The organism is Pseudomonas mandelii, from assembly GCF_006438925.1.
In the GTDB taxonomy this organism is placed as follows: Bacteria; Pseudomonadota; Gammaproteobacteria; order Pseudomonadales; family Pseudomonadaceae; genus Aquipseudomonas; species Aquipseudomonas mandelii_C.
On sequence record NZ_RCZA01000010.1, the window covers coordinates 209308 to 228756 of the forward strand.

Here is a 19449-nt window from a genome sequence, read left to right on the forward strand (position 1 = left end):
GGAAGTCTCAATAACGCTCAAACCCGCGCTGCAGTTCCCAGTCGGTAATCCGCCGGTCGTACTCTTTCTGCTCCCATTCGGCGGTGTGCACGTAGTGGTCGATCACTTCATCGCCGAACGCCTCGCGCAACATGGTCGAGCCCTGGAGTGCGGCGCAGGCTTCGCGCAGGGTCTTCGATACTTCAGGCAAGTGTTCGTCGACGTAGGCATCGCCCTCAAAGGGCGGCGCGAGGCTGAGCTTCTCGTCGATACCGGCCAGTCCCGCAGCGATCAAGGCGGCGAAGGCCAGATAAGGGTTGAGGTCGGCGCCGCCGATGCGACATTCGATGCGGATGGCTTTGCTGCCTTCTGCGCACAAACGGAAACCAGCGGTGCGATTGTCCCGACTCCACACCGCCCGGGTCGGGGCAAAGGTGCCGGCCTGAAAGCGCTTGTACGAATTGATGTAGGGCGCGAGAAAACAGGTGATGTCGTTGGCGTATTTAAGCTGCCCGGCCACCCAGGAGCGCATGAGTTTCGACATGCCGAACTCCGCCTTGGTGTCGAAGAACAGCGGCTTTTTACCGTTCTTGTCCCACAGCGAATTGTGAATGTGGCTGCTGGAGCCGGCGGCGTCATAGCGCCACTTGGCCATGAACGTGATCGCCTTGCCTTGCAGTTGCGCGATCTCTTTGCAGGCGTGCTTGATGATGACGTGGTGGTCGGCCATGGTCAGGGCATCGGCATAACGGATGTTGATCTCTTCCTGACCCGGCCCCCATTCACCCTTGGAATTTTCCACGGGAATTCCGCTGGCCTGCAGATGCTTGCGAATCGCCCGCAGCACCGGCTCTTCGCGGGTGGTCTGCAGGATGTTGTAGTCCTCGATGTAGTGACCGGCCGTTTTCGGCTTGTGGTAGTTGCGCTCGTGGATGGCCTCGTAGCTCTCGTCGAACAGATAGAACTCCAGTTCCGAGGCGAACATGCCGGTGTAGCCGCGCTCGCGCAGTCGCTCGACCTGCTTTTTCAGGATCGCCCGTGGGCTGTGCGGCAGGTCGCGCCGATGGTGATGATCGAGCACATCGCAGAGCACCAGCGCCGTGCACTCAAGCCAGGGCACCCGTCGCAACGTGGCCATGTCGGGTTTGAGCACAAAGTCGCCATAGCCTTTGCTCCAGCTGGCCGCGGCGTAACCCGGCACCGGTTCCATGTCGATGTCGTCGGCCAGCAGGTAATTGCAGCAGTGGGTTTCTTCATGGCCGCTGTCGATGAAAAACTCGACCTGGAATCGTTTGCCGACCAGTCGGCCTTGCATGTCGACCATGCAGACAAGAACGGTATCGATCTCGCCGGAGGCGGCGGCACGCTTGAGTTGATCAAAACTGAGGAGGGGCTCGGTCATCACGTAGTCCTGCGTGAATTGTTTGGGCCTGTCTGAAATAGCTGTTGCAGACGCTCTCCAGAACAACCCAAAACCTGCAGACGCGAGCATCGTGTGCAATAAGCTGCTGTAAGCGTAGCCTACTGCTGCACAGTGCAAGTTTCGCAGGGCCAAGCCTGATGAATCGGGCGTAAAGGCGAGACTGACTGCCTTTCCAACGCGAGGACACAACGATGGCGAAGAAGAGAGAACACAACACCTACGAACGTCTCGAACAGCAGTACCCGGATTACCTGGCCGCAGTGGAGGCCTTGGGTACGGCGGTGCGTCATACCGGCCCACTGGAAGAAATCGTTGTCCAGCTGATCCAGCTCGGCGCCGCGGCGGCCATCCGTTCTGAGGGCGCGGTGCACAGTCATACCCGACGGGCACTGGAGGCGGGCGCCACGCCAGAGCAGATCCGTCACACGCTGATCTCCCTGACCAGCACGATCGGTTTCCCCACCGTCGTTGCGGCCATCAGTTGGGCGGACGATGTGATTGAGACGTGAACGAGTTCGCTGAAAGACAGGGCACCGGTCGCCTTGACCCTAAGCAACGGGGGGGGGCTTCACACTTCGGCAGTCATTTTCAGCTATTTTCTCTGGCCCAGGGTTTCTCCAACAATCCGCGCGGCATCTCGTGAGGGCGGTAAGCCGAACACCCGTGCGTAATCGCGGCTGAATTGCGTAGCGCTTTCATAACCAACCTCGAACGCTGCACGGGTGACACTTTTGGCGTTGGCCACCAGCAGCGTCCGGGCCTGAAGCAAGCGAACCCTTTTTTGATACTGCAACGGGCTCAGCGCCGTGACGGCTTTGAAGTGCCTGTGAAAGGTCGACACGCTCATCGCCGCTTGTTGCGCCAGTGTCTCCACACGGATGGGCTTGGCGAAGTCCCGACGAATGTACTGGATGGCCAGGCTGACCCGAGCCATGGCGCTATCGGGTGCCGCAATATCACGCAGCATCCAGCCGTGGGGCCCTTGCAAAACACGGTACAGAATCTCCCGTTCGTAGGCCGGTGCCAGGGCCGCAATGTCCTCCGGTCGGCCCATCAAACGCAGCAACCGCACCCAGGCGTCCATCAGGTCGGGTGTGACAGCGGCTACCGAAAAACCTGCTTCCTTGTCGTAATGCCCGATGGGCTTTGGCAGATCCGCCAGCAGCGTCGCCAGGACCGCCGGGTCGAGTGTCAGGCTGACTGCCAGATAAGGCTCACCGGAAGAGGCAGGGTGTACTTGACCGACCGCAGGCAATTCGATGGACATGACGAAATAGGTCGCCGGGTCATAGTGAAGCGTGCGGTCGCCGATGGTCATTGATTTACTGCCTTGCAGGATCAGGTTGATCATCGGCTCGTAAACCGCGGCCAGCAGGTGCTCAGGGATTTCGCCCTGGACCATGGCGACGCGGGGGATGCCTGTCTCCGTGCGGCGGTTCTCGGCCCGGGCAGCCAGCGCACGAAGTTCATTCAGTTGGTTTGTCATGGGGAACATCTGAACTCAGGCTGATACGCCCAGGCAAGCAAAAAGCAGAAACAGGCAGGATTGGAGCAGGAACGGCTGCGCTCGTGGCAACGGCGATGGTTACTGTGGTGACTCATCACAGTGATCTTGGAGCAGCGAATGAACGTTATCGTCATCACCGGAGGCAGCCGAGGCATCGGCGCCAGCACGGCCGAACACTGCGCCCGGCGCGGTATGGGGGTCATCCTGACCTACAAGAGCAATGCTGATTCAGCAAACGCTGTCGTCCAGCGTATCCAGGCATCGGGTGGCAAGGCTGTGGCGCTTGAGCTGGACGTCGCTGATGTGAAGCGGTTCGACAGCTTCAGAGAAACGGTGCAACTGACTTTGCAGGCAACCTGGGGTGTGGCAACCCTCGGTGGGCTGGTGAACAACGCGGGCCATGGCTTGTTCAATCCCCTGGAATCGGTCACCGAGGCGCAGTTTGACGACTTGCTGAACGTCCACCTCAAAGGCCCGTTTTTCCTGACTCAAGCGTTGCTGCCGTTGATGGGAGAGGGCGCCAGCATCGTCAACCTGACCAGCGCCACGACCCGCGTGGCCACTGCGGGTGTCGCGCCTTATGCTGCTTTCAAGGGCGGACTCGACGTGCTGACCCGTTACATGGCCAAGGAGTTCGGCCCTCGGCGCATCCGTGCGAACGCCGTCTCGCCGGGGGCGATTCGCACCGAACTCGGTGGCGGCTTGAATGACGAATTCGAAGCGTTACTCGCATCGCAAACCGCTCTTGGTCGGGTGGGCGAGCCGGAGGATGTCGCTCGCGTTATCACCCTGCTGCTGTCCGAAGAAGGAGGCTGGATCAATGCTCAGACGATCGAAGTCGCGGGCGGGTATTTCATCTGAATCAGCACCTGAAAAGCGAGGCGACCACAATGCTTGATCATATTTTTATCTCGGTAAGCGACGTTGATCGTTCCATCCGTTTCTACACCGCGACTCTGACCCCGCTTGGCATTACCGGCCGGCTTGATTACGACGGCAAGGACGGCCCGCCAGGCCACCCGGATCTCAAGGGCTTCGGTGCCAATGGCCGGGTGTTTTTCTGGTTGCGCGAGGGTGTTGTGGAGGGGCGGGCGGTTCACGTTGGCTTCGTGGCAAACAGCAAGGCCGAGGTCGACGCAGCGTATGCGGCGGCTATTGAGAATGGCGCTGTGGACAACGGTGCGCCTGGCGCACGTCTGCATTACGACCCGAATTATTACGCCGCCAATGTCCTTGATCCGGACGGTTACAGCCTCGAATTCGTCTACAAAAACTGGCAGCACGCCCAATGAAAAAACTAATGATCTACGGGGCGACAGGCTATACCGGTCGCATGGCAACCGAACATGCCAAAGCACGGGGGCTGGATGTTGTGATCGCTGGCCGCAATGGCGCAAGGCTGGAGTCTCTCGCTGCGCAACTGGGCGTGCCTTATCGAGTGTTCATCCCTGATGCCCAGGCCGTCGAATCCCTGGACGGCATCGGCGTGCTGCTGAATTTCGCAGGGCCTTTTGCGCAGACGGCGGACGCCTTGATGCAGGCCTGTATCAAGGCCGTGGTCGACTATCTGGACATCACGGCCGAGATAAATGTCTATCGGCTGGCGGGACGGCTTGGCGCTCAGGCAGCCGAGGCGGGTGTCATGCTCTTGCCCGGGGTCGGCTGGGACGTGGTGCCGACAGACTGCCTGGCGATGCATGTTGCTCGCCGTGTGCAGAATCCGAAGTCACTAAGCGTTGCGCTACAAGTCGCTGGCGCCATGTCGCGGGGATCGGCCTTAGTGTCAGCGAGATCGTTGGCGCGGGCCTCTTGGCGCGGGTTGATGGGCTACTGGTTGCAACACCCGATGCGCAGCCCCGGCACTTCGATTTTGGTGACGGCCCTGCACTGTGCGCGCCGCTGTCCTTCGGTGACCTGGTCACCGGCTGGCACTCCACCGGCATTCCCAATATCGCCATGTTCGTGAACATCACCGGCGACGCTTTCCCTGAAGGCGATCTGTCACAACTGCCCGACGGCCCAAGTGCTGAGCAGCGAGAGGCTCATCGCGCCCGTGCTGTGGCTGAAGTCATTGGTGCTGATGGCACACGTGCGCGATCAGCGATCGAGACCGTCAACGGCTACACCTACACACCGTTGGCGGCTGTGGAGGCTGCGCGCCGGGTGCTGAACGGTGATCGGCGACCAGGCTTTGAAACGCCTGCGCGGGTGTTTGGCGTCGGATTCGCGCAGACGATTGCAGGTTCGACAATCACAGATTTTTAGGGTGCGACAACGCTCTCCGACGTGATGCTGCTGAGTTCAACGGGCAGCATCATCAACATCAGCTCCATTCAGGGTGAGCTTTGTGTTTGGTCTTTGTTCTGATAATGGTATATCGCGAATAAATAGGGCGCGTCCGATGATCACCGCACACGTTTTCATCGCCATAAGTCTGGATGGTTTCATTGCCCGGCAAGATGGCGACATTGAGTGGCTGTTACAGCGCGATGATCCGACCGAGGATCACGGCTACGCAGCCTTTATCGCCGACATCGACATGATCGTGATGGGGCGAGGGAGCTATGAAAAGGTGCTGACCCTCGACACATGGCCCTATGACCGCCCCGTACGGGTGCTTTCTAAACAGCTGGCCGATACACCCTTGCCCGAGGCGCTGAAGGACAAGGTTCAGTTCTCCAACCTTTCGCCAAAGGACTTGGTCGAGAAACTGGCGGGGCAGAATGTGCGCCGGATTTATGTCGATGGCGGGCGGCTGGTGCAGTCATTCCTGCGCGAAGGGCTCATTGCCGATATGGTCATCACCACTGTTCCTGTGTTGATCGGGTCGGGAAGGCCGCTGTTCGGTGCGTTGTTAAAGGACATTGATTTGAGACTGGTATCCAGCCATAGCTTTCCTTCGGGGCTGGTGCAATCCACCTATCGGCTGGCCCCATGACCTGCCCGAGATGAAGACGCGGGCAGGTCAAAGCGAGGCTATTTCGCCGAGCCTTTCTGTTTGATATCTCCGCAAAAAATATCGATGTTGCCACTGTCCGGTGCGCTTCGCACGACGATGGAGTACTCGCCGGAAAGCAGGACCGGCAGTGCGACAGGTGCGCTTCTAGAGAAAGCCCAGCCGCGTATGGCCTGGCGTTCGGTGGTGACATGATCATTCATTGCGTAGGCGACTGGCCCGGGTTGCTGGCAGCTGCCTTTATTGATGAAGGTGTAGAGGCGCAAGGGCAGAGACGCTCCGCTTGGCGCACCACTGATGAAGAAACTGAACCCGGTTTCTTTGCCCCAGTCGGCCAACGTTACATTGCCGATCTGACCGGTGTTCTGCCGCGTGGCAACCAAAGTAACGCTCACGCCATGGTTTGATGAAGTGGTGCAGCCGAAAAGGCTCGCGGTGACCATTAGCGCTGCAAGTGAGTTTCTGCGCTTCATTGCCAACCTCCTGCGTTGAATAACTGCAATGGGAGATTAGCGGGTATAGCTCATTAATCGTCTTCCTGGTGTTGCCTGTGCGAAATCCTCCATTCATGCGGAATCCGGCAACAGTGTTTGTCCCGTGGGCTGCTGTTTGAGGGAGAGGTAAACACCTAGCATCGTCTCTACCCAGTGAGCAAACAGAGTCAGTGTCAACTCGCTCACGAGGTTAACTTTTGACGATAGGGTGAATACGATGAAAATCTCAAAACTTGCGATGTTTCTTGCGCTCGGCGTTTTAGGTACACAGGCCTTTGCAGGCGAGAGCCATTCAACTGCCGCGGACAGTAAGACGCCTGTTGAAACGTACACTTACGACACGAAACTGGATATCCAGAAAGTCATTGCGGTGACAGATATTCCTGACCAGTGCGGGCCAGTCCCGGCGCAAATGACGTATGAAGACTCTCACGGTCAACGGCATGTCCTGCAGTATCAAGTCATGGGAACTGGCTGTTCAAATGGTTGAGTCGTGTGCGGAAGATGGAGGGTCGACACTCCATATCTGCAGCGCCGGCACTGTTAAAGTTGTTATCGTTGTCTGCGTAAGCCGACGATTTTTTCATCGGTGGCCAACATGCCTGGAATATGACTTTTAAGAAACTCCACCCATGTCTTTATTTTTGCATCCACGAATTTTCGTGATGGATATATTGCATATAAATTAAATTCTTCAAAATGATACTCAGGCAGTACGCGCACTAACGTGCCAGCCCTGAGGCCATCGACTGCAGAAGCAATAGGCTGAATACCGATGCCCATCCCATTCGTTATGGCGACGGTCATGGCATCGGCGGTGTTGACGTGAAAGGGAGACAGTGGAATGTTGACGGTCTCCACGCCTTCGGGCCCCTCAAATACCCAGTTTCCTGCCGGCATTATCGTATTAACAATTCTCAAACAATCATGTGAGCCAAGAGCCCCTGGAGAATCGGGGTGTCCGCGTTTCTTCAGGTACGCTGGCGAAGCGCAGAGAATGCTGTAAGTGATGCCGAGCCGCTGCGCTACAAATCCAGAATCGGGTAAGTCCCGGGCTAAAACAATCGACATGTCATAGCCTTCCTCCAGCAAGTCAGGTAGCCGATTAGTCAGTGTCAAATCAAACATGACCGAGGGATGAGTCTCTCTATATTTGGCAATGGCATCGATCACGTAATGATTACCAATGGCTCCCATCGCGTGAATCTTGAGCCTGCCAACGGGCATGATGTGAGCGGTACCCGCTTCCTCCTCCGCTTCACGGACCTCGTCCAGAATATTTTCGCATCGCTGCAAATAGCGCAGACCTGCTTCGGTCAACGCCAGGCGTCGGGTCGTCCGGTTGATCAGACGTGTTTGAAGCCTGGCCTCCAGACTGGAAACAGCTTTGGAAACGTTAGTGGTGGTGTCCAATAGCTCAGCCGCTGCCGTGAAGCTGCCGCTCTGAGCGACAGCAACGAAAAAACGCATCGTCTGGAAAACGTCCATGGTTTTCACCTCGGGGGGATGGATGAAAGGGGCGTCCCCTGTAGAAGGCCGCCCCTTCGTTGCGTGTTACTTCTTGCGCGCAATAAAACCGGGCACACCTGTCTCAACGACCGAGTTGAATCGTACCCGGGTCGTTATCTCTTCCTTGATTTCACGCATGGCCCTGTGCGGCAGGGTAGAAATATCAAAGTTTTCCCGGATATGACTCGGTGTAGCAGACGTCGTCAGAAAAGCGACTCCCCGCTGTACAGACCAGGCCAATGCCACTTGAGCCGGGGTCTTGCGAATGTGTTTAGCGATCCCTGTAATCACCGAGTCTTCCAGTACGTTCGGCTCCATACCATGCCCGAGTGGCGCAAATGCAAGGACGATAATTCCATGCTGCTGACAAAACTCAAGCAGTTCCCATTCAGGCAGATAGGGGTGCGATTCAACCTGCACGACGGCGGGCTTTATCCGGGCCACTGCCACAATCTCTTGTAACCGCTCCAGCGTGATATCAGACAAGCCGATGGACTTACAGCGGCCTTCATCCACCAGGCGCTCAAGCGCCCGCCAGGTTTCTATTAACGTCACGCCTGAATCGTAGATGACTCGACCGTGCTCGTCTCTGGGGTCCTGATCATCTCCGGGTTGAAAGGCAAAGGGCGTATGGATCAGATAGCAATCGATGTAATCAACTTGTAGCCGTCGGCAACTCGCCTCGAAAGCAGGTTCGACGCGCTCGGGACGATGGTTGGTGTTCCACAGTTTCGTGGTAATGAACACGTCCTCGCGCTGGACCTTACCCGCCTCAATAACTTCCTTTAGGGCAACGCCGACTTTTTCTTCATTGCGATAACGTTCTGCACAATCGAAATGGCGAAATCCTGCTTCCAGCGCAGCCTTGACCGCTTGCGTTGTGACGCTGAGATCTTTGAACAACGTGCCAAAGCCAACGGCCGGCATCTCACCCGACCCGTGTATCAGAGGGAATCGGGTATCGCGAAGTGCATCGTGAAAGGATTCGTAAGGCATATCTTTTACTCCAATGTCTGGGGCTACTGATAGGAAGGTTTCTGGTCTTCGCGACTGGCCAGTCGTTGCTCAAACACACCGACGGAATTACCGCCGAGTGCCACGTACAGCCGCACCGTGTCGAGATACTGCGCGGTCTTCACTCTGATTTGACCCAGTAACGCTTGCTCATAAGCACGCTCCGCCTCCAGCACCTGGAGAATGCTGTTCTCGCCTTGCGCGTAGGCTTGTTGATTCAACCGAAAGCTCGTTTCCGCCGCTCGTAATGCATCCTCCTGCGCCAGGTTTTCCTCGGCGTCATGATTGATCGCCTGCAAGGTGTCTGCGACCTGACCGAACGAACTAATGACAGTTTGCTGGTAGCCGGCGAGGGTTGCCTTGTAGCCATCGACGGCGGCCTGACGTTCAGCTTTCAGCGTTCCGCCATTGAAGATGGGCGCTGTGAGCCCGGCAGCGAAGCCCCAGAGTGCGGCGCCGCCATTGCCTGAAGCTGCTTGTACAAGAGATGCGGACAGTTCGACATGCGGATAGAGGTTGGCTGTCGCCACGCCAACCGCGGCGCTGGCCATGTGCAGTTCTGCCTCGGCTTGCCGTACGTCCGGCCGGTCGTGGGCCATTTCGGAAGGGAGACTGACCGGCACGTTTGCCGGCAAGGCAAACTCGGCGAGCGTGAAGTCAGGTGCGATCCAGTCAGCCGGGCCTTTGCCCGTCAGAATCGACAGTGCGTGGCGTGCCGAGTCGCGCTGCTGGGCGAGGGGCGGCAACAGCGTGCGGTCCTGAGCGAGCCGCGTCTCGGCCAGTGAAACATCGATCTGCGTGGTGCTGCCATTGGCGTGCGCCATGCGCACCAGTTCGAGGTTCTTGGCGTCATTGGCGAGCAGCTTCTCGACGGCGGCCATCTGCGCGTTGGCCGAGGCCAGCAACAACGCCTGGCTCGCGACATCGCCCGTCAGGGTCAGGTACGCCGCTTCGTAGCGATGCTTCTGCAGATCGGTAAACGCTTGCTGTTGTTCGACCTGCCGCTTGTTACCGCCGAAGACGTCAAGGTCGAAGCCAACCCGTGGCCCGATTGCATAGAAGTTTGAGATGGAAGGTTCTTTCGCGTTGTGCACCCGTTGGCGGCCAGCCTGGGCGCCAAGGTCGACCTGCGGATACAGCGCTCCTTCCGCCGCAGCGACGAAGGAAGCCGCTTGCCGGATCGTCGCGTCTGCCGCTACGAGCTCAAGATTGCCGTCAATGGCGCGACGTACAAGCTTGTCGAGCTTCGGCGAACGAAACGCGGACCACCAGTCACCATTGGCCTTCTTGCCCAGGTCAATGTGCTGTTCACCGGGCGTGTTGCCGCCTTGGCCGAGACGCTGCTCGGCCTGTTGATCGTAGTGCTGCGACAGGCTTGGTGGCGGCATTTGATAGTCAGGGCCGACGGTACAGGCGGTCAGGAACGCAAGAGCCGACACCGCACCGAACGTGGTTTTGAACATCTGTCTGTTGATGAAGCGTGCATTGGATTTCATTTGGCAAACTCCACGAAAACTAGTTGGTCGCAACGGGCTTACGAAGAAAGATAACCAGTGGGCAGACCACCAGCATCGCGAACATCAAAATCTTGAACTGGTCGATCACCGCGATAAAAGCTGCCTGGCCGGTGATCATTTCGTTGAGCCCCGCCAGTGCTTGAAGGGACGTCGGCGCGGAATGCGCAGCGGCGCGATACGGTGTCAGGTTGCTGCCCAGCGCCATGTGCATCGCTTGCGTATTGTTGAAGAAGAACAGCTGCACAATCGCAACGCCCAGGGTGCTGCCGTACACCCGTGACAGGTTGAACAGACCGGTGCCTTCCGGGCGTAACGTCGGGTCGAGCGTGCTGAACGCGACCTTGGTCAGCGACGGCATCAGCATGCCGATGCCAATCCCCTGGATCGCACCCGCCACCGCCACGGGCGACCAGTCCATCAACGGCGAATAGCCGAGCATCAGCCAGTTGGCATAAATCACCACGGCGACGCCTGCCGCCACGAACAGCCGACGGTCGAAACGCTCGGGAACACGGTTCATCAACAGGAACGCACCGACCAGCCCGATCCCGCGCGGAATCGTCAGGGAACCCGTGGTGTCAGGCGGGTAGCCGAGAATCTCGTCGAGCATTGGCGAGGTCAGCGCCATGGTCGACAACAGCACAAAACCCACGGCGAAAAAGATGACCGTCGAGAGCACGAAGTTGCGGTCGTTGAACAAACGCTTGTTGAGGAAATGCACCTTCGCGGTCAGCACATGCACAACGAACAGGTAGAGCCCCAGTGCGCAGCCCATCGCTTCCAGCCAGATCTCGGTCGAAGAAAACCAGTCCAGGCGCTCACCGCGGTCAAGCATCATTTGCAGGCTGATCAAACCCAGCGTGAAGCTGCCGAAGCCAAAGAAGTCGAACGACGGACGTTTCTCGGCCTTTTTCTCGGCCAGCAAAAACGCCATCACCAGGAAGATAAACGCCGACAGCGGAAGGCTGATGTAGAAGATCGGGCGCCATCCGAAATGTTCGCCGACCCAACCGCCGATGCTAGGGCCGCTGACGATGCCGAACAGCACGATGGCCGTCCACGTTGCGCCAAATTTCGCACGCTTCTCGAGTGGCAATGTCTCCAGCGAAATCGCCATCGACAGCGGGGCCAGCATGCCACTCGCCAGGCCTTGAATAATACGTGCGCCAACGAATTCCAGCGGTGTCGTTGCCTGCGTCGCGAGCAGCAAGCCAAGGACGAAGAAGGCCAACGCCGCTTGATAAACCCGCTTCAAGCCATAACGCCCGGCGAGCCATTGCGCAATCGGCATCGTGATGGCGCTCGCCGCGAGGTACGAGGTGAATATCCAGCCAGCCTGGTCGTCGGTCATCGACAGACTGCCCTGAATCAACCTGAGAACCGCATTCGGCAAAGGCAGGTTCGCCGACTGCATATAGGTAGCGAGTAACGCGGCGAACCTTAATGTCCGCGCACCTTGAGGTCCGGCATGATTGGCGTTCATCACAAGTTACCTGCGGTCAACAGCGCCTTGAGCGGATGCCACCAAGGCGTGCGATACCCGGTATCGACCTTGACCGTGGCGCTGGTGCCCGAGAAAAGGGGCAGTGCGGGGTCCGCCTCATCAAGCTCGAGTCGGACCGGCACCCGCTGCACAACCTTGACCCAGTTGCCGGTCGCATTTTCCGGCGGCAGCAGGGCGAAGTCCGATCCGGCACCGGGGCTCATGCTGGTCACGTGGGCTTTGAAGACGCGATCAGGATACGTATCGATCCTGATGGTCGCTTCCTGGCCTGGACGCATGTGGGTCACGTCGGTTTCGCGGAAGTTGGCCTCTACCCAGATCTCGCGATCAGACAGCAAGGCAAAGGCTGGCGCGCCGTTATTCACATAGTTGCCAACCTGCAAATCGTCGACCTTGGCCACGATGCCATCGTCCGGCGCATACACCGTCGCGTACGAGAGATACAGCTGCGCCTCGTCGAGCTGAGCCTTGGCCTCGCGAACCGTCGGGTGGCTATCGGCCTCGATGTTTGGGTTGCCGTTCAAGGCAACGACCGTGCTGGCGATCTGTTGTTCGACCGACGCAATTCGTTGCCGGGCAACTTTAAGGTCGGTGTCGGCGCGCTCGTAAATGGCGCGCGAGACGAACTCGGTCGCGACCAGCGCCTTCTTGCGGGCAAACTCCCGTTGGTCGAAATCGGCCGACTCTTTAGCCGATTGCAGTTCGGCCTGTTGCTGGCGGTAGCTGGCCTTGAGGCCATCGATGCGCAGCCGCGCGACGCTCAGCTGGGCTTGTGCACGGTCAACCGCGATCTGCAGCGGTTTCGGGTCGATCCGAAACAGAATCTGGCCCTTGTGAACAGGCTGGTTGTCCTCGACGGCGATCTCGACGACTTGCCCGGAAATGCGCGCGTTGATCGATGCCTTCGCCACTCGGGCGTAAGCGTTATCGGTCGAAACAAAGGGCTCGCCCGCCACGTAGTGGGCGTACCCCACCGCAGCGAAAAGGAGAGGTAAACCCACCATCAGCACTGGCCGTAATTTCTCTTTAAACGGCTTTTTGATGGGCGAGTCAGACGGATTCGGCCCTGGATGCTCGAAGGTCTGTGTAGCTGGGATGTCAAACTGTTTAGTCATGATCGGATACACCTATAACCGGGAAATAGGGCTAACACCCAAAAAAACAGCCATACCGTGCGCGGTCAGGAGGATCGCTCCACCGCATCAATTTCGTCGCCGCAATACCCAGTTCGAGCTCCGCTACAACAAACCTGCAAACCAAGGAATTTCTGGTTCCTTAATTTTGTGCGATGATGTAAGAATATCGCCTGACCAACCTTCATTCAAGGATTTTGTACGACATGGCACAAAAAAAGATTACAGAGGCGAAAGGCCGCGGCCGCCCTCGTGCGTATGACCCGCAAACAGCGCTGCTGCAGGCGCTTGATGTTTTTTGGAGCACTGGATATTCCGGCGCTTCTCTCGATAGCATCGCCACGGCGGCCGGCATGAATCGCCCAAGCCTCTATGCGGCATTCGGCGACAAGCACGCGCTCTATATCAAGGCGCTGGAGCAGTATTGGGAGTTTGCCGCTGCGGCCATGCAGGAGGCGCTGACGGACAACGAACTGACCTTGAGCCAGGCGTTGATGCGGTTTTATGAGGGACAGTTGTCGATCTACTTCTCGGGTGACGGCCAGCCGCGTGGTTGCTTTGCGATCGGTACGGCGACGACCGAAGCCGTCGAGGATGCTGAAATTCGAGACGTGCTGTCGGACCGGCTCAGCAGGCTCGATGCCGATCTCGAAACGCGTCTGCAAGCGGCCATCAGTTCCGGCGAGTTGAAAAGCGATGTCGACCCGGCCGCCCTTGCCGTACTTGCATCATCCCTGCTGCATAGCATTTCGATTCGTGCGCGGGCGGGCAAATCCCGCGCTGAATTGACCGAGCTTGCACGCAGTGCGGTCAACGTGATCTGCGGTGGGTGAGGTTTACGGTGACTGAAGGACTCGACGATATTCTTGCCGAACAGCTAGCCGTGATTTTTTGTGGCATCAATCCAGGCGTGACTGCCGCTGCCCAAGGCCATCATTTTGCGGGCAGGGGCAATCGCTTCTGGCGCACGCTGCATCTCGCCGGGTTTACGCCTGAGGAGGTGCGCCCGGAAAACGATCGGACGATCTTGCAGTATCAGTGTGGATTAACGGCCGTGGTGGAACGGCCGACGGCGCGAGCGGATCAGTTGTCTGCCCATGAATTCATCGCTGCCGCTGCGGACTTCGAACAAAAAATCGTGCGCTATGCGCCGCGCTTTGTGGCGTTTCTCGGTAAAGCAGCGTATTGCGCGCTATCCGGCCAACGAGATATTGCGTGGGGCCTTCAGTCGAAGACCTTCGGCAATGCCTCGGTATGGATCCTGCCCAATCCTAGCGGGCGAAATCGCGCGTTCACCCTTGATCAACTGGTGGGCGCGTACCGCCAACTCTATTTAGCAACAGGCGAGCAACCTCACCCTTAAGCCAGGTACCGCCGAAACCACCCCAGCGTCCGGTCCCAGGCCAGCTTGGCCGCGGCCTCGTCGTATCGAGGCGTGGAGTCGTTATGGAAACCGTGGTTGGCGCCGGGATAGATGTACGCCTCATAGGTCTTGCCCGCAGCTTTCAGTGCCTTCTCATAGGCGGGCCAGCCTTCGTTGATGCGGGTATCCAATTCGCCGTAGTGAAGCATCACCGGCGCCTTGATTCGGGCGACATCCTTGGACTCTGGCTGGCGGCCATAAAAAGACAGGGCAGCCCCCAGTTCCGGATAAGCCACGGCCGCCGCATTGACGACGCCACCGCCATAGCAGAACCCGGTGATGCCGACTTTTCCGCTGGTCGCGTCATGCTTCATCAGCCACTCGATGGAGGCGAAAAAGTCATTCATGAGCTTTTCCGGGTCGACGGTCGCCTGCAGCTCCCTGCCTTTGTCATCGTTGCCGGGATAGCCGCCCACCGACGTCAGGCCATCAGGGGCGAGGGCGATGAAGCCTGCCTTGGCCACACGCCGCGCGACATCTTCGATGTAAGGGTTTAGCCCGCGATTTTCATGCACGACCACCACCGCCGGCACCTTGCCGGTGGCTTTCGCCGGGCGCACCAGATAGCCACGGACTTGCTCGTTGCCCTTGGGGGAGGGATAGGTGATGTATTCGGCAACAATGTCCGGGTCAGTAAATTCAACCTGCTCGGCGAGCGCATAATTCGGACTCAGTGCGGCGAGGAGCGCGCTGGCGGTCAAACCACCCAAGGTGAACAACGCCGCCCGATCCAGAAACTCTCGTCGGTTGATCTTGCCGTGGGCGTAGTAGTCGTACAGTTCGAGCAGTTCCGGAGCAAAGTCTTTCGCAGTGAGACGGGTCATCTGTGCGCTTCCTCTTGAGCGGGTCGATAGCTCTGTTGGTTGGACAGGGTGGGCGATACCTATCGAGCGTAGCCGTTCACAAAAAAGAGGCCTCGCAGACTGGGTGAAAACGCGAAGAGGGTGACTCAAGCAAACGCCCGAGATTGTTTGGGGCGCCTGCTTTTGGGTGAGGACGCGGCTGCCTGGAAATTACTGCTATCGATCGCTACAGCTCACCTACTGCCACGCTCTAATCGTCAGGCTGGTAGCTAAGTTTTCACACAATTTGTGGTTGTCGATTTTTTTGAAGTATTTGTTTTTACTAATTATGTAACTCTCAGTAAGTTTTCATAGGCTGCTGTTTTTTAAAGTTAACTGGACAGTCTGTGGCTTTAAGCGGGGAGGTCCAGATTTTTAGCTCTATTTGAACATGTGTAGAATTATTTCAAAGATACAATATGAAACAAATAGTCGGTTGAATTGCAATGTAACGAAATTATAGAAGTATTCTGTTTTCTAACGAGAAAAGTTGATTTTTCTTACGTCGCGGGTAATCGTCTGAGGTCAAAACATGGAGTTCGACGTCATTGTTGTAGGTGCAGGAGCAGTTGGCGGGTCAATCGCGTATGAGTTGTCCGCGCGTGGTTTAAATGTCTGTCGAGTTGGGGAGACTGATCGTACAAATGCAGCATCAAGGGCTGCCGGCGCGATGAATGGATGTTTCGGGGAGGTAACAAGCGGCCTACTGGCAAGTGATTTTGGTCGATTGAAATTAGACATGGACCGACAAGCTCAACACCTGTGGTCAAGTTGGGCGGAGCGTTTGGCAATATCTTCAGGTGATTCCAGTTCGTTGTTTACCGCGATTGGGACCCATGTGCTGCTCAACACCGCCGGCATGGATGAAGTGGACAGCGTTAACTACGACACCATCGAGAGAACCCTTCGTGAGTATGGTGAGCCCTTCGAAATTGTTGATCCACGGAAAATGGAGTGGCTGAAACCCAACCATCTGGTTCGCCCTTTGCGTGGGCTGTACATACCAAACGAGCACTCCGTGAATTCTCATCTTTTGCTGGAGAAACTGGACTCTGCATTTGCCTCCGAGGGCGGCACTCTGAAAAATGAGAACGCCCAACGCGTGTTGGTTGAGGGTGGGGTAGTCACCGGCATTGAGTTAAGCAATGGAGAGGTTCTATGGGCTAAAAAGGTTGTGATTGCGGCAGGCGTTCAATCTTTAGACCTGCTTAGTGATTTCGACGAGCTCGTAAAGAAAATTCCACCGTTGTTCAGTGGATATGGCGTTTCAATTCTCGTGAAAATGCCAAAAGGGGTTGAGTTGCCGAGTTCTGTCATACGGACGCCAAATCGTGCTTTTGCGTGCGGCTTGCACTGTGTCCCTCGTGGGGACGGCGTCCTGTATCTGGGAGCCACTAATATAATTTCCGAGCAGCCTAAACAACAGGCTCTCATATCGGATGTTCAGTTTTTGCTTGACTGTGCTGTTGATCAGTTGAACCTGGACCTTCACGGCGCTGAAATCATTTCCATACAGGTTGGCAACAGACCAATACCGGCAGATGGTTTTCCATTGATTGGCGAGTGCGGCATCGAAGGTCTTTGGCTTGCAACAGGCACCTACCGAGACGGCCTGCACCAATCACCATTGTTGGCGCGGTATATAGCTAACTGCTTGACCGATATAGAGACTCCCGATCTAGATCTCAGTCCTTTCAAACCTGTACGTGCTCCGCTATCTGGCTTTGCCCGCGAGAATACGGTCAGGGAAACGGTACAGCAGATGTTTGCCACAGGATATGAGTATCGTTGGGATATAAAACCTTACTGGTTTCCTTTGCTGGATGAAGGGCTGTCGCGCAATTACGAACAACTTATAAATGACTTGCACCCGTCGTTTACGCCTCCGCCGGAGTTAGTCGCATTCTCCTATCTGTATGAGTCAATTTTGAAAAGACTTTCGCAGTATTACAAGGAGTGGTCATGAGTCTTACGGATCGTGAGTATCTTGCTATTAGTCAAGCGCGGGCCATGTTGCAAGCGTCTGGTATCTGGGACTTGGAAGCAGATTTGAGTTGTCTTATAGATCGCTATATCGAACGGGTAGATAAAAGCCGTGCGCTCAATGAGTTTATGTTAGCGGTTAAAGAGCGCTGTAACCGAATTCCTCTCGGGCATATTGTTGGCATGGTGGAATTTGACGAAATGCCGCTGGTGGTCGGTAGCGGCGTGTTTATCCCCCGCCCTCACAGCCAAATCATTCACAAGTGGCTGGAGACCAGTGCTGCGCTGCGACCGGGAGCAAGTGTTCTCGATTTGTGTGCCGGAAGCGGCGCGATTGGCTTGGCGATCGCACGGCGCAGACCGGATCTGAAAGTGACATGTGTGGAGTTTGATGAGATAGCGATGCAGTACCTCAAACGCAACATTGATCGACTGGCCTGCAAGGGGGGGCAGGTCAATCACTTGCAGGCAGACATTCGCGACAAACAGGCATTTACGCGATTCACAGATCAGGTCGGTTTGATTGTCGCTAATCCTCCGTACGTCCCACAATCCCAAGAATTGTTGCCTGAGTGGAGCGATCACCATCCAAGGGAGTCGGTCTATTCCGGGGCCGATGGGCTTGAACTGATACGGCAAATCATCTCGCTCGCGAACCAGTTACTTAGTCGTGAAGGTTGGCTAGTCATTGAGCATGGCGAGGATCAGGCCAGAGCGGTGCGTGAACTGTTCAAGCAGAGTCAACTCACAAATACGCAAACTGTAATCGATAAGGACGCGTCTGACGCCTCGGGCAGCTCAGTAATGACCATCGGATGCAAATCACATTGATTTTCAGAAAGGAGCTTTAGCTATGGATGTGCAAACCAAACAAGACTGGATGAGCATTCGTCGCGGCAACACCACTGGTGCACTGGGGAAGGCTTACGAGGAAGGGCTTACAGGTTTTACCGTTGCGAGTCGTGTGGGTAAGCACATTACCTTGCAGGACGGAGGTACATTCACAGAGTTTGTTTCCTGTTCGTACTTGGGCTTGGAAACCCACTCTGCATTGATCGATGCCGCACACCTGGCTATGGAAACTTCCGGACTGCACCTGTCGTCTTCTCGAAGTGCAATGCGCCCAAGTTACCTGCCTCAACTGGAAGAGTTGCTTGCTCAGATTTACAGAGGTTGCGGCGTTGCGGTGTTTACTTCTACCAGCAGTGTCCATTTAGGTGTTTTACCGTTGCTGGGGAGTGGTTCGTTGAGTGGGTATCCGGTCAAAAAACGAATCCACTGGCTGATGGACAAAACCGCCCATGCTTCGATGCAGGTGCTTAGGGGGATTTTGGAGCAGTTCGGACCTGTTTCTAGAGTTGAGTCCACCAGCCAGGAATCAATGACCACAGCGCTGAAAGTTTGCACCGACAAAGGTGAAACTCCTGTGCTCTTGATCGATGGAATTGGTTCGATGAGTGGACTTGTACCCATCGCCGAGCTCTCTCGGCAGCTAGAGTCGGCACAGGGATACCTATACGTAGACGATGCTCATGGTATTTCGATCGTCGGACGTCATGGTGCGGGATATGCCTTTTCAGCGGTTGATCACTCATTACCTGCAAATATTATTCTGGCAGGGTCTCTCTCCAAGGCCTTTGGTGGCGCGGGTGGTTTTGTCGTGGTTTCAAATCCACGGGATATTGACGTCATCCGAACCCTGGCGAATCCGCTGATATTTGGTCATTCCATTATGGTACCCATGTTGGCGGCGAACGTTGCCTCGGCGAAAATCCATCTCAGTGAAGAGATCGATATGCTGCAACGGCGACTTTGGGAAAATGTCGCACTTTTAGACTCCCTCACCGACAACCAGTTGCTCAATGCAGGTATCCAGTCACCCGTCAGAGGAGCCTTCTTTGAAACAGAGGAGGCCGGCTTGCAGGCTGCGAGAACCCTGCGTGATCAAGGCATGCTGCTCTTTCCTGTGTTTTACCCAATCATTGCCAAAGGCAAAGCGATGCTGCGTTTTGCAATTTCAGCAGACCACAGTGGCAAAGACATCAAGTTATTGGGGGCAGCTCTCGGGGTGATGACGAGCAAGGGGTTATGTACGCCGGCTATCAACGAGTGGGACCACGCCTGACTGGCGACTCTTTTCCAGATATTGGCTAACGGAGGTGCAA

The 19449-nt window shown here is 56.6% G+C and carries 19 protein-coding genes and 1 pseudogene; 11 read left to right on the forward strand and 9 right to left on the reverse strand.

The window, feature by feature from the left end:
- Positions 1–7: 7 nt before the first annotated feature.
- Positions 8–1381: a glutamine synthetase family protein gene (locus tag EAH74_RS23345; RefSeq protein WP_140681359.1), complete on the reverse strand. Its 1374-nt coding sequence runs from the start codon at positions 1379–1381 to the stop codon at positions 8–10.
- A 212-nt stretch (positions 1382–1593) separates the two neighbouring features.
- Between EAH74_RS23345 and EAH74_RS23350 the strand changes: the two genes are divergently transcribed.
- Positions 1594–1911 (forward strand): carboxymuconolactone decarboxylase family protein, encoded by a 318-nt coding sequence (locus EAH74_RS23350; protein ID WP_123368894.1) that lies wholly within the window; start codon positions 1594–1596, stop codon positions 1909–1911.
- Between the two features lie 83 nt (positions 1912–1994).
- On the opposite strand, the gene EAH74_RS23355 is transcribed toward EAH74_RS23350, so the two are convergent.
- A complete protein-coding gene (locus EAH74_RS23355; protein WP_193560146.1) occupies positions 1995–2888 on the reverse strand; it encodes an AraC family transcriptional regulator in 894 nt (297 codons plus the stop codon).
- Between the two features lie 138 nt (positions 2889–3026).
- On the opposite strand from EAH74_RS23355, the gene EAH74_RS23360 reads away from it, so the two are divergent.
- The 4 genes and pseudogenes from EAH74_RS23360 (at position 3027) to EAH74_RS23375 (ending at position 5847) form a co-directional block, all read left to right on the forward strand.
- Entirely contained in the window at positions 3027–3770 is a 744-nt protein-coding gene (locus tag EAH74_RS23360; RefSeq protein ID WP_140681361.1) for an SDR family NAD(P)-dependent oxidoreductase, read from the forward strand.
- A 29-nt stretch (positions 3771–3799) separates the two neighbouring features.
- Positions 3800–4201, forward strand: a complete 402-nt coding sequence (locus EAH74_RS23365) for a VOC family protein (protein ID WP_140681363.1) — start codon at positions 3800–3802, stop codon at positions 4199–4201.
- A pseudogene (locus EAH74_RS23370) lies at positions 4198–5174 on the forward strand (saccharopine dehydrogenase family protein). Before EAH74_RS23365 ends, EAH74_RS23370 begins: the two are co-directional and overlap by 4 nt.
- 136 nt (positions 5175–5310) lie before the next feature.
- Positions 5311–5847, forward strand: a complete 537-nt coding sequence (locus EAH74_RS23375) for a dihydrofolate reductase family protein (protein ID WP_140681365.1) — start codon at positions 5311–5313, stop codon at positions 5845–5847.
- Between the two features lie 38 nt (positions 5848–5885).
- Here the strand turns inward: EAH74_RS23375 and EAH74_RS23380 are convergent, their stop codons facing one another.
- Complete coding sequence (locus EAH74_RS23380) at positions 5886–6338, reverse strand: hypothetical protein (RefSeq protein ID WP_140681367.1); 453 nt, start codon at positions 6336–6338, stop codon at positions 5886–5888.
- A 238-nt stretch (positions 6339–6576) separates the two neighbouring features.
- Here EAH74_RS23380 and EAH74_RS23385 point away from each other — a divergent pair, with 238 nt between their 5' ends.
- Positions 6577–6849, forward strand: a complete 273-nt coding sequence (locus EAH74_RS23385) for a DUF2790 domain-containing protein (RefSeq protein ID WP_140681369.1) — start codon at positions 6577–6579, stop codon at positions 6847–6849.
- A 62-nt stretch (positions 6850–6911) separates the two neighbouring features.
- On the opposite strand, the gene EAH74_RS23390 is transcribed toward EAH74_RS23385, so the two are convergent.
- The 5 genes from EAH74_RS23390 to EAH74_RS23410 form a co-directional block, all read right to left on the reverse strand.
- Positions 6912–7847: a LysR family transcriptional regulator gene (locus tag EAH74_RS23390; protein ID WP_140681371.1), complete on the reverse strand. Its 936-nt coding sequence runs from the start codon at positions 7845–7847 to the stop codon at positions 6912–6914.
- A 66-nt stretch (positions 7848–7913) separates the two neighbouring features.
- A complete protein-coding gene (locus EAH74_RS23395; protein WP_140681373.1) occupies positions 7914–8864 on the reverse strand; it encodes an aldo/keto reductase in 951 nt (316 codons plus the stop codon).
- A 23-nt stretch (positions 8865–8887) separates the two neighbouring features.
- On the reverse strand, positions 8888–10378 hold the full coding sequence (locus tag EAH74_RS23400) for an efflux transporter outer membrane subunit (RefSeq protein ID WP_140681375.1): 1491 nt from the start codon (positions 10376–10378) through the stop codon (positions 8888–8890).
- A gap of 19 nt (positions 10379–10397) precedes the next feature.
- Positions 10398–11882 (reverse strand): DHA2 family efflux MFS transporter permease subunit, encoded by a 1485-nt coding sequence (locus EAH74_RS23405; protein WP_140681377.1) that lies wholly within the window; start codon positions 11880–11882, stop codon positions 10398–10400.
- The gene (locus tag EAH74_RS23410) at positions 11882–13018 is read right to left on the reverse strand and encodes an HlyD family secretion protein (RefSeq protein ID WP_140681379.1); all 1137 of its coding nucleotides are present in this window, start codon (positions 13016–13018) and stop codon (positions 11882–11884) included. Before EAH74_RS23410 ends, EAH74_RS23405 begins: the two co-directional genes overlap by 1 nt.
- A gap of 224 nt (positions 13019–13242) precedes the next feature.
- Between EAH74_RS23410 and EAH74_RS23415 the strand changes: the two genes are divergently transcribed.
- Together EAH74_RS23415 and mug are read left to right on the forward strand one after the other, a co-directional pair.
- Positions 13243–13869, forward strand: coding sequence for a TetR/AcrR family transcriptional regulator (locus tag EAH74_RS23415; protein WP_140681381.1), 627 nt, complete (start codon positions 13243–13245; stop codon positions 13867–13869).
- 8 nt (positions 13870–13877) lie between these two features.
- On the forward strand, positions 13878–14399 hold the full coding sequence (mug, locus tag EAH74_RS23420; protein ID WP_140681383.1) for a G/U mismatch-specific DNA glycosylase: 522 nt from the start codon (positions 13878–13880) through the stop codon (positions 14397–14399).
- On the opposite strand, the gene yghX is transcribed toward mug, so the two are convergent.
- The gene (gene yghX / locus EAH74_RS23425; protein WP_140681385.1) at positions 14396–15283 is read right to left on the reverse strand and encodes a YghX family hydrolase; all 888 of its coding nucleotides are present in this window, start codon (positions 15281–15283) and stop codon (positions 14396–14398) included. The genes mug and yghX overlap by 4 nt on opposite strands.
- 550 nt (positions 15284–15833) lie before the next feature.
- Between yghX and EAH74_RS23430 the strand changes: the two genes are divergently transcribed.
- The 3 genes from EAH74_RS23430 to EAH74_RS23440 are packed head-to-tail and all read left to right on the forward strand — an operon-like array spanning position 15834 to position 19409.
- Entirely contained in the window at positions 15834–17267 is a 1434-nt protein-coding gene (locus EAH74_RS23430; RefSeq protein WP_140681387.1) for an NAD(P)/FAD-dependent oxidoreductase, read from the forward strand.
- Complete coding sequence (locus tag EAH74_RS23435; protein WP_140681389.1) at positions 17264–18115, forward strand: HemK/PrmC family methyltransferase; 852 nt, start codon at positions 17264–17266, stop codon at positions 18113–18115. The genes EAH74_RS23430 and EAH74_RS23435 overlap by 4 nt, the downstream gene beginning before the upstream one ends.
- 22 nt (positions 18116–18137) lie before the next feature.
- Positions 18138–19409 carry an aminotransferase class I/II-fold pyridoxal phosphate-dependent enzyme gene (locus EAH74_RS23440; protein WP_140681391.1) on the forward strand — a complete coding sequence of 424 codons (1272 nt, stop codon included), beginning with the start codon at positions 18138–18140 and terminating at the stop codon, positions 19407–19409.
- Positions 19410–19449 lie beyond the last annotated feature (40 nt).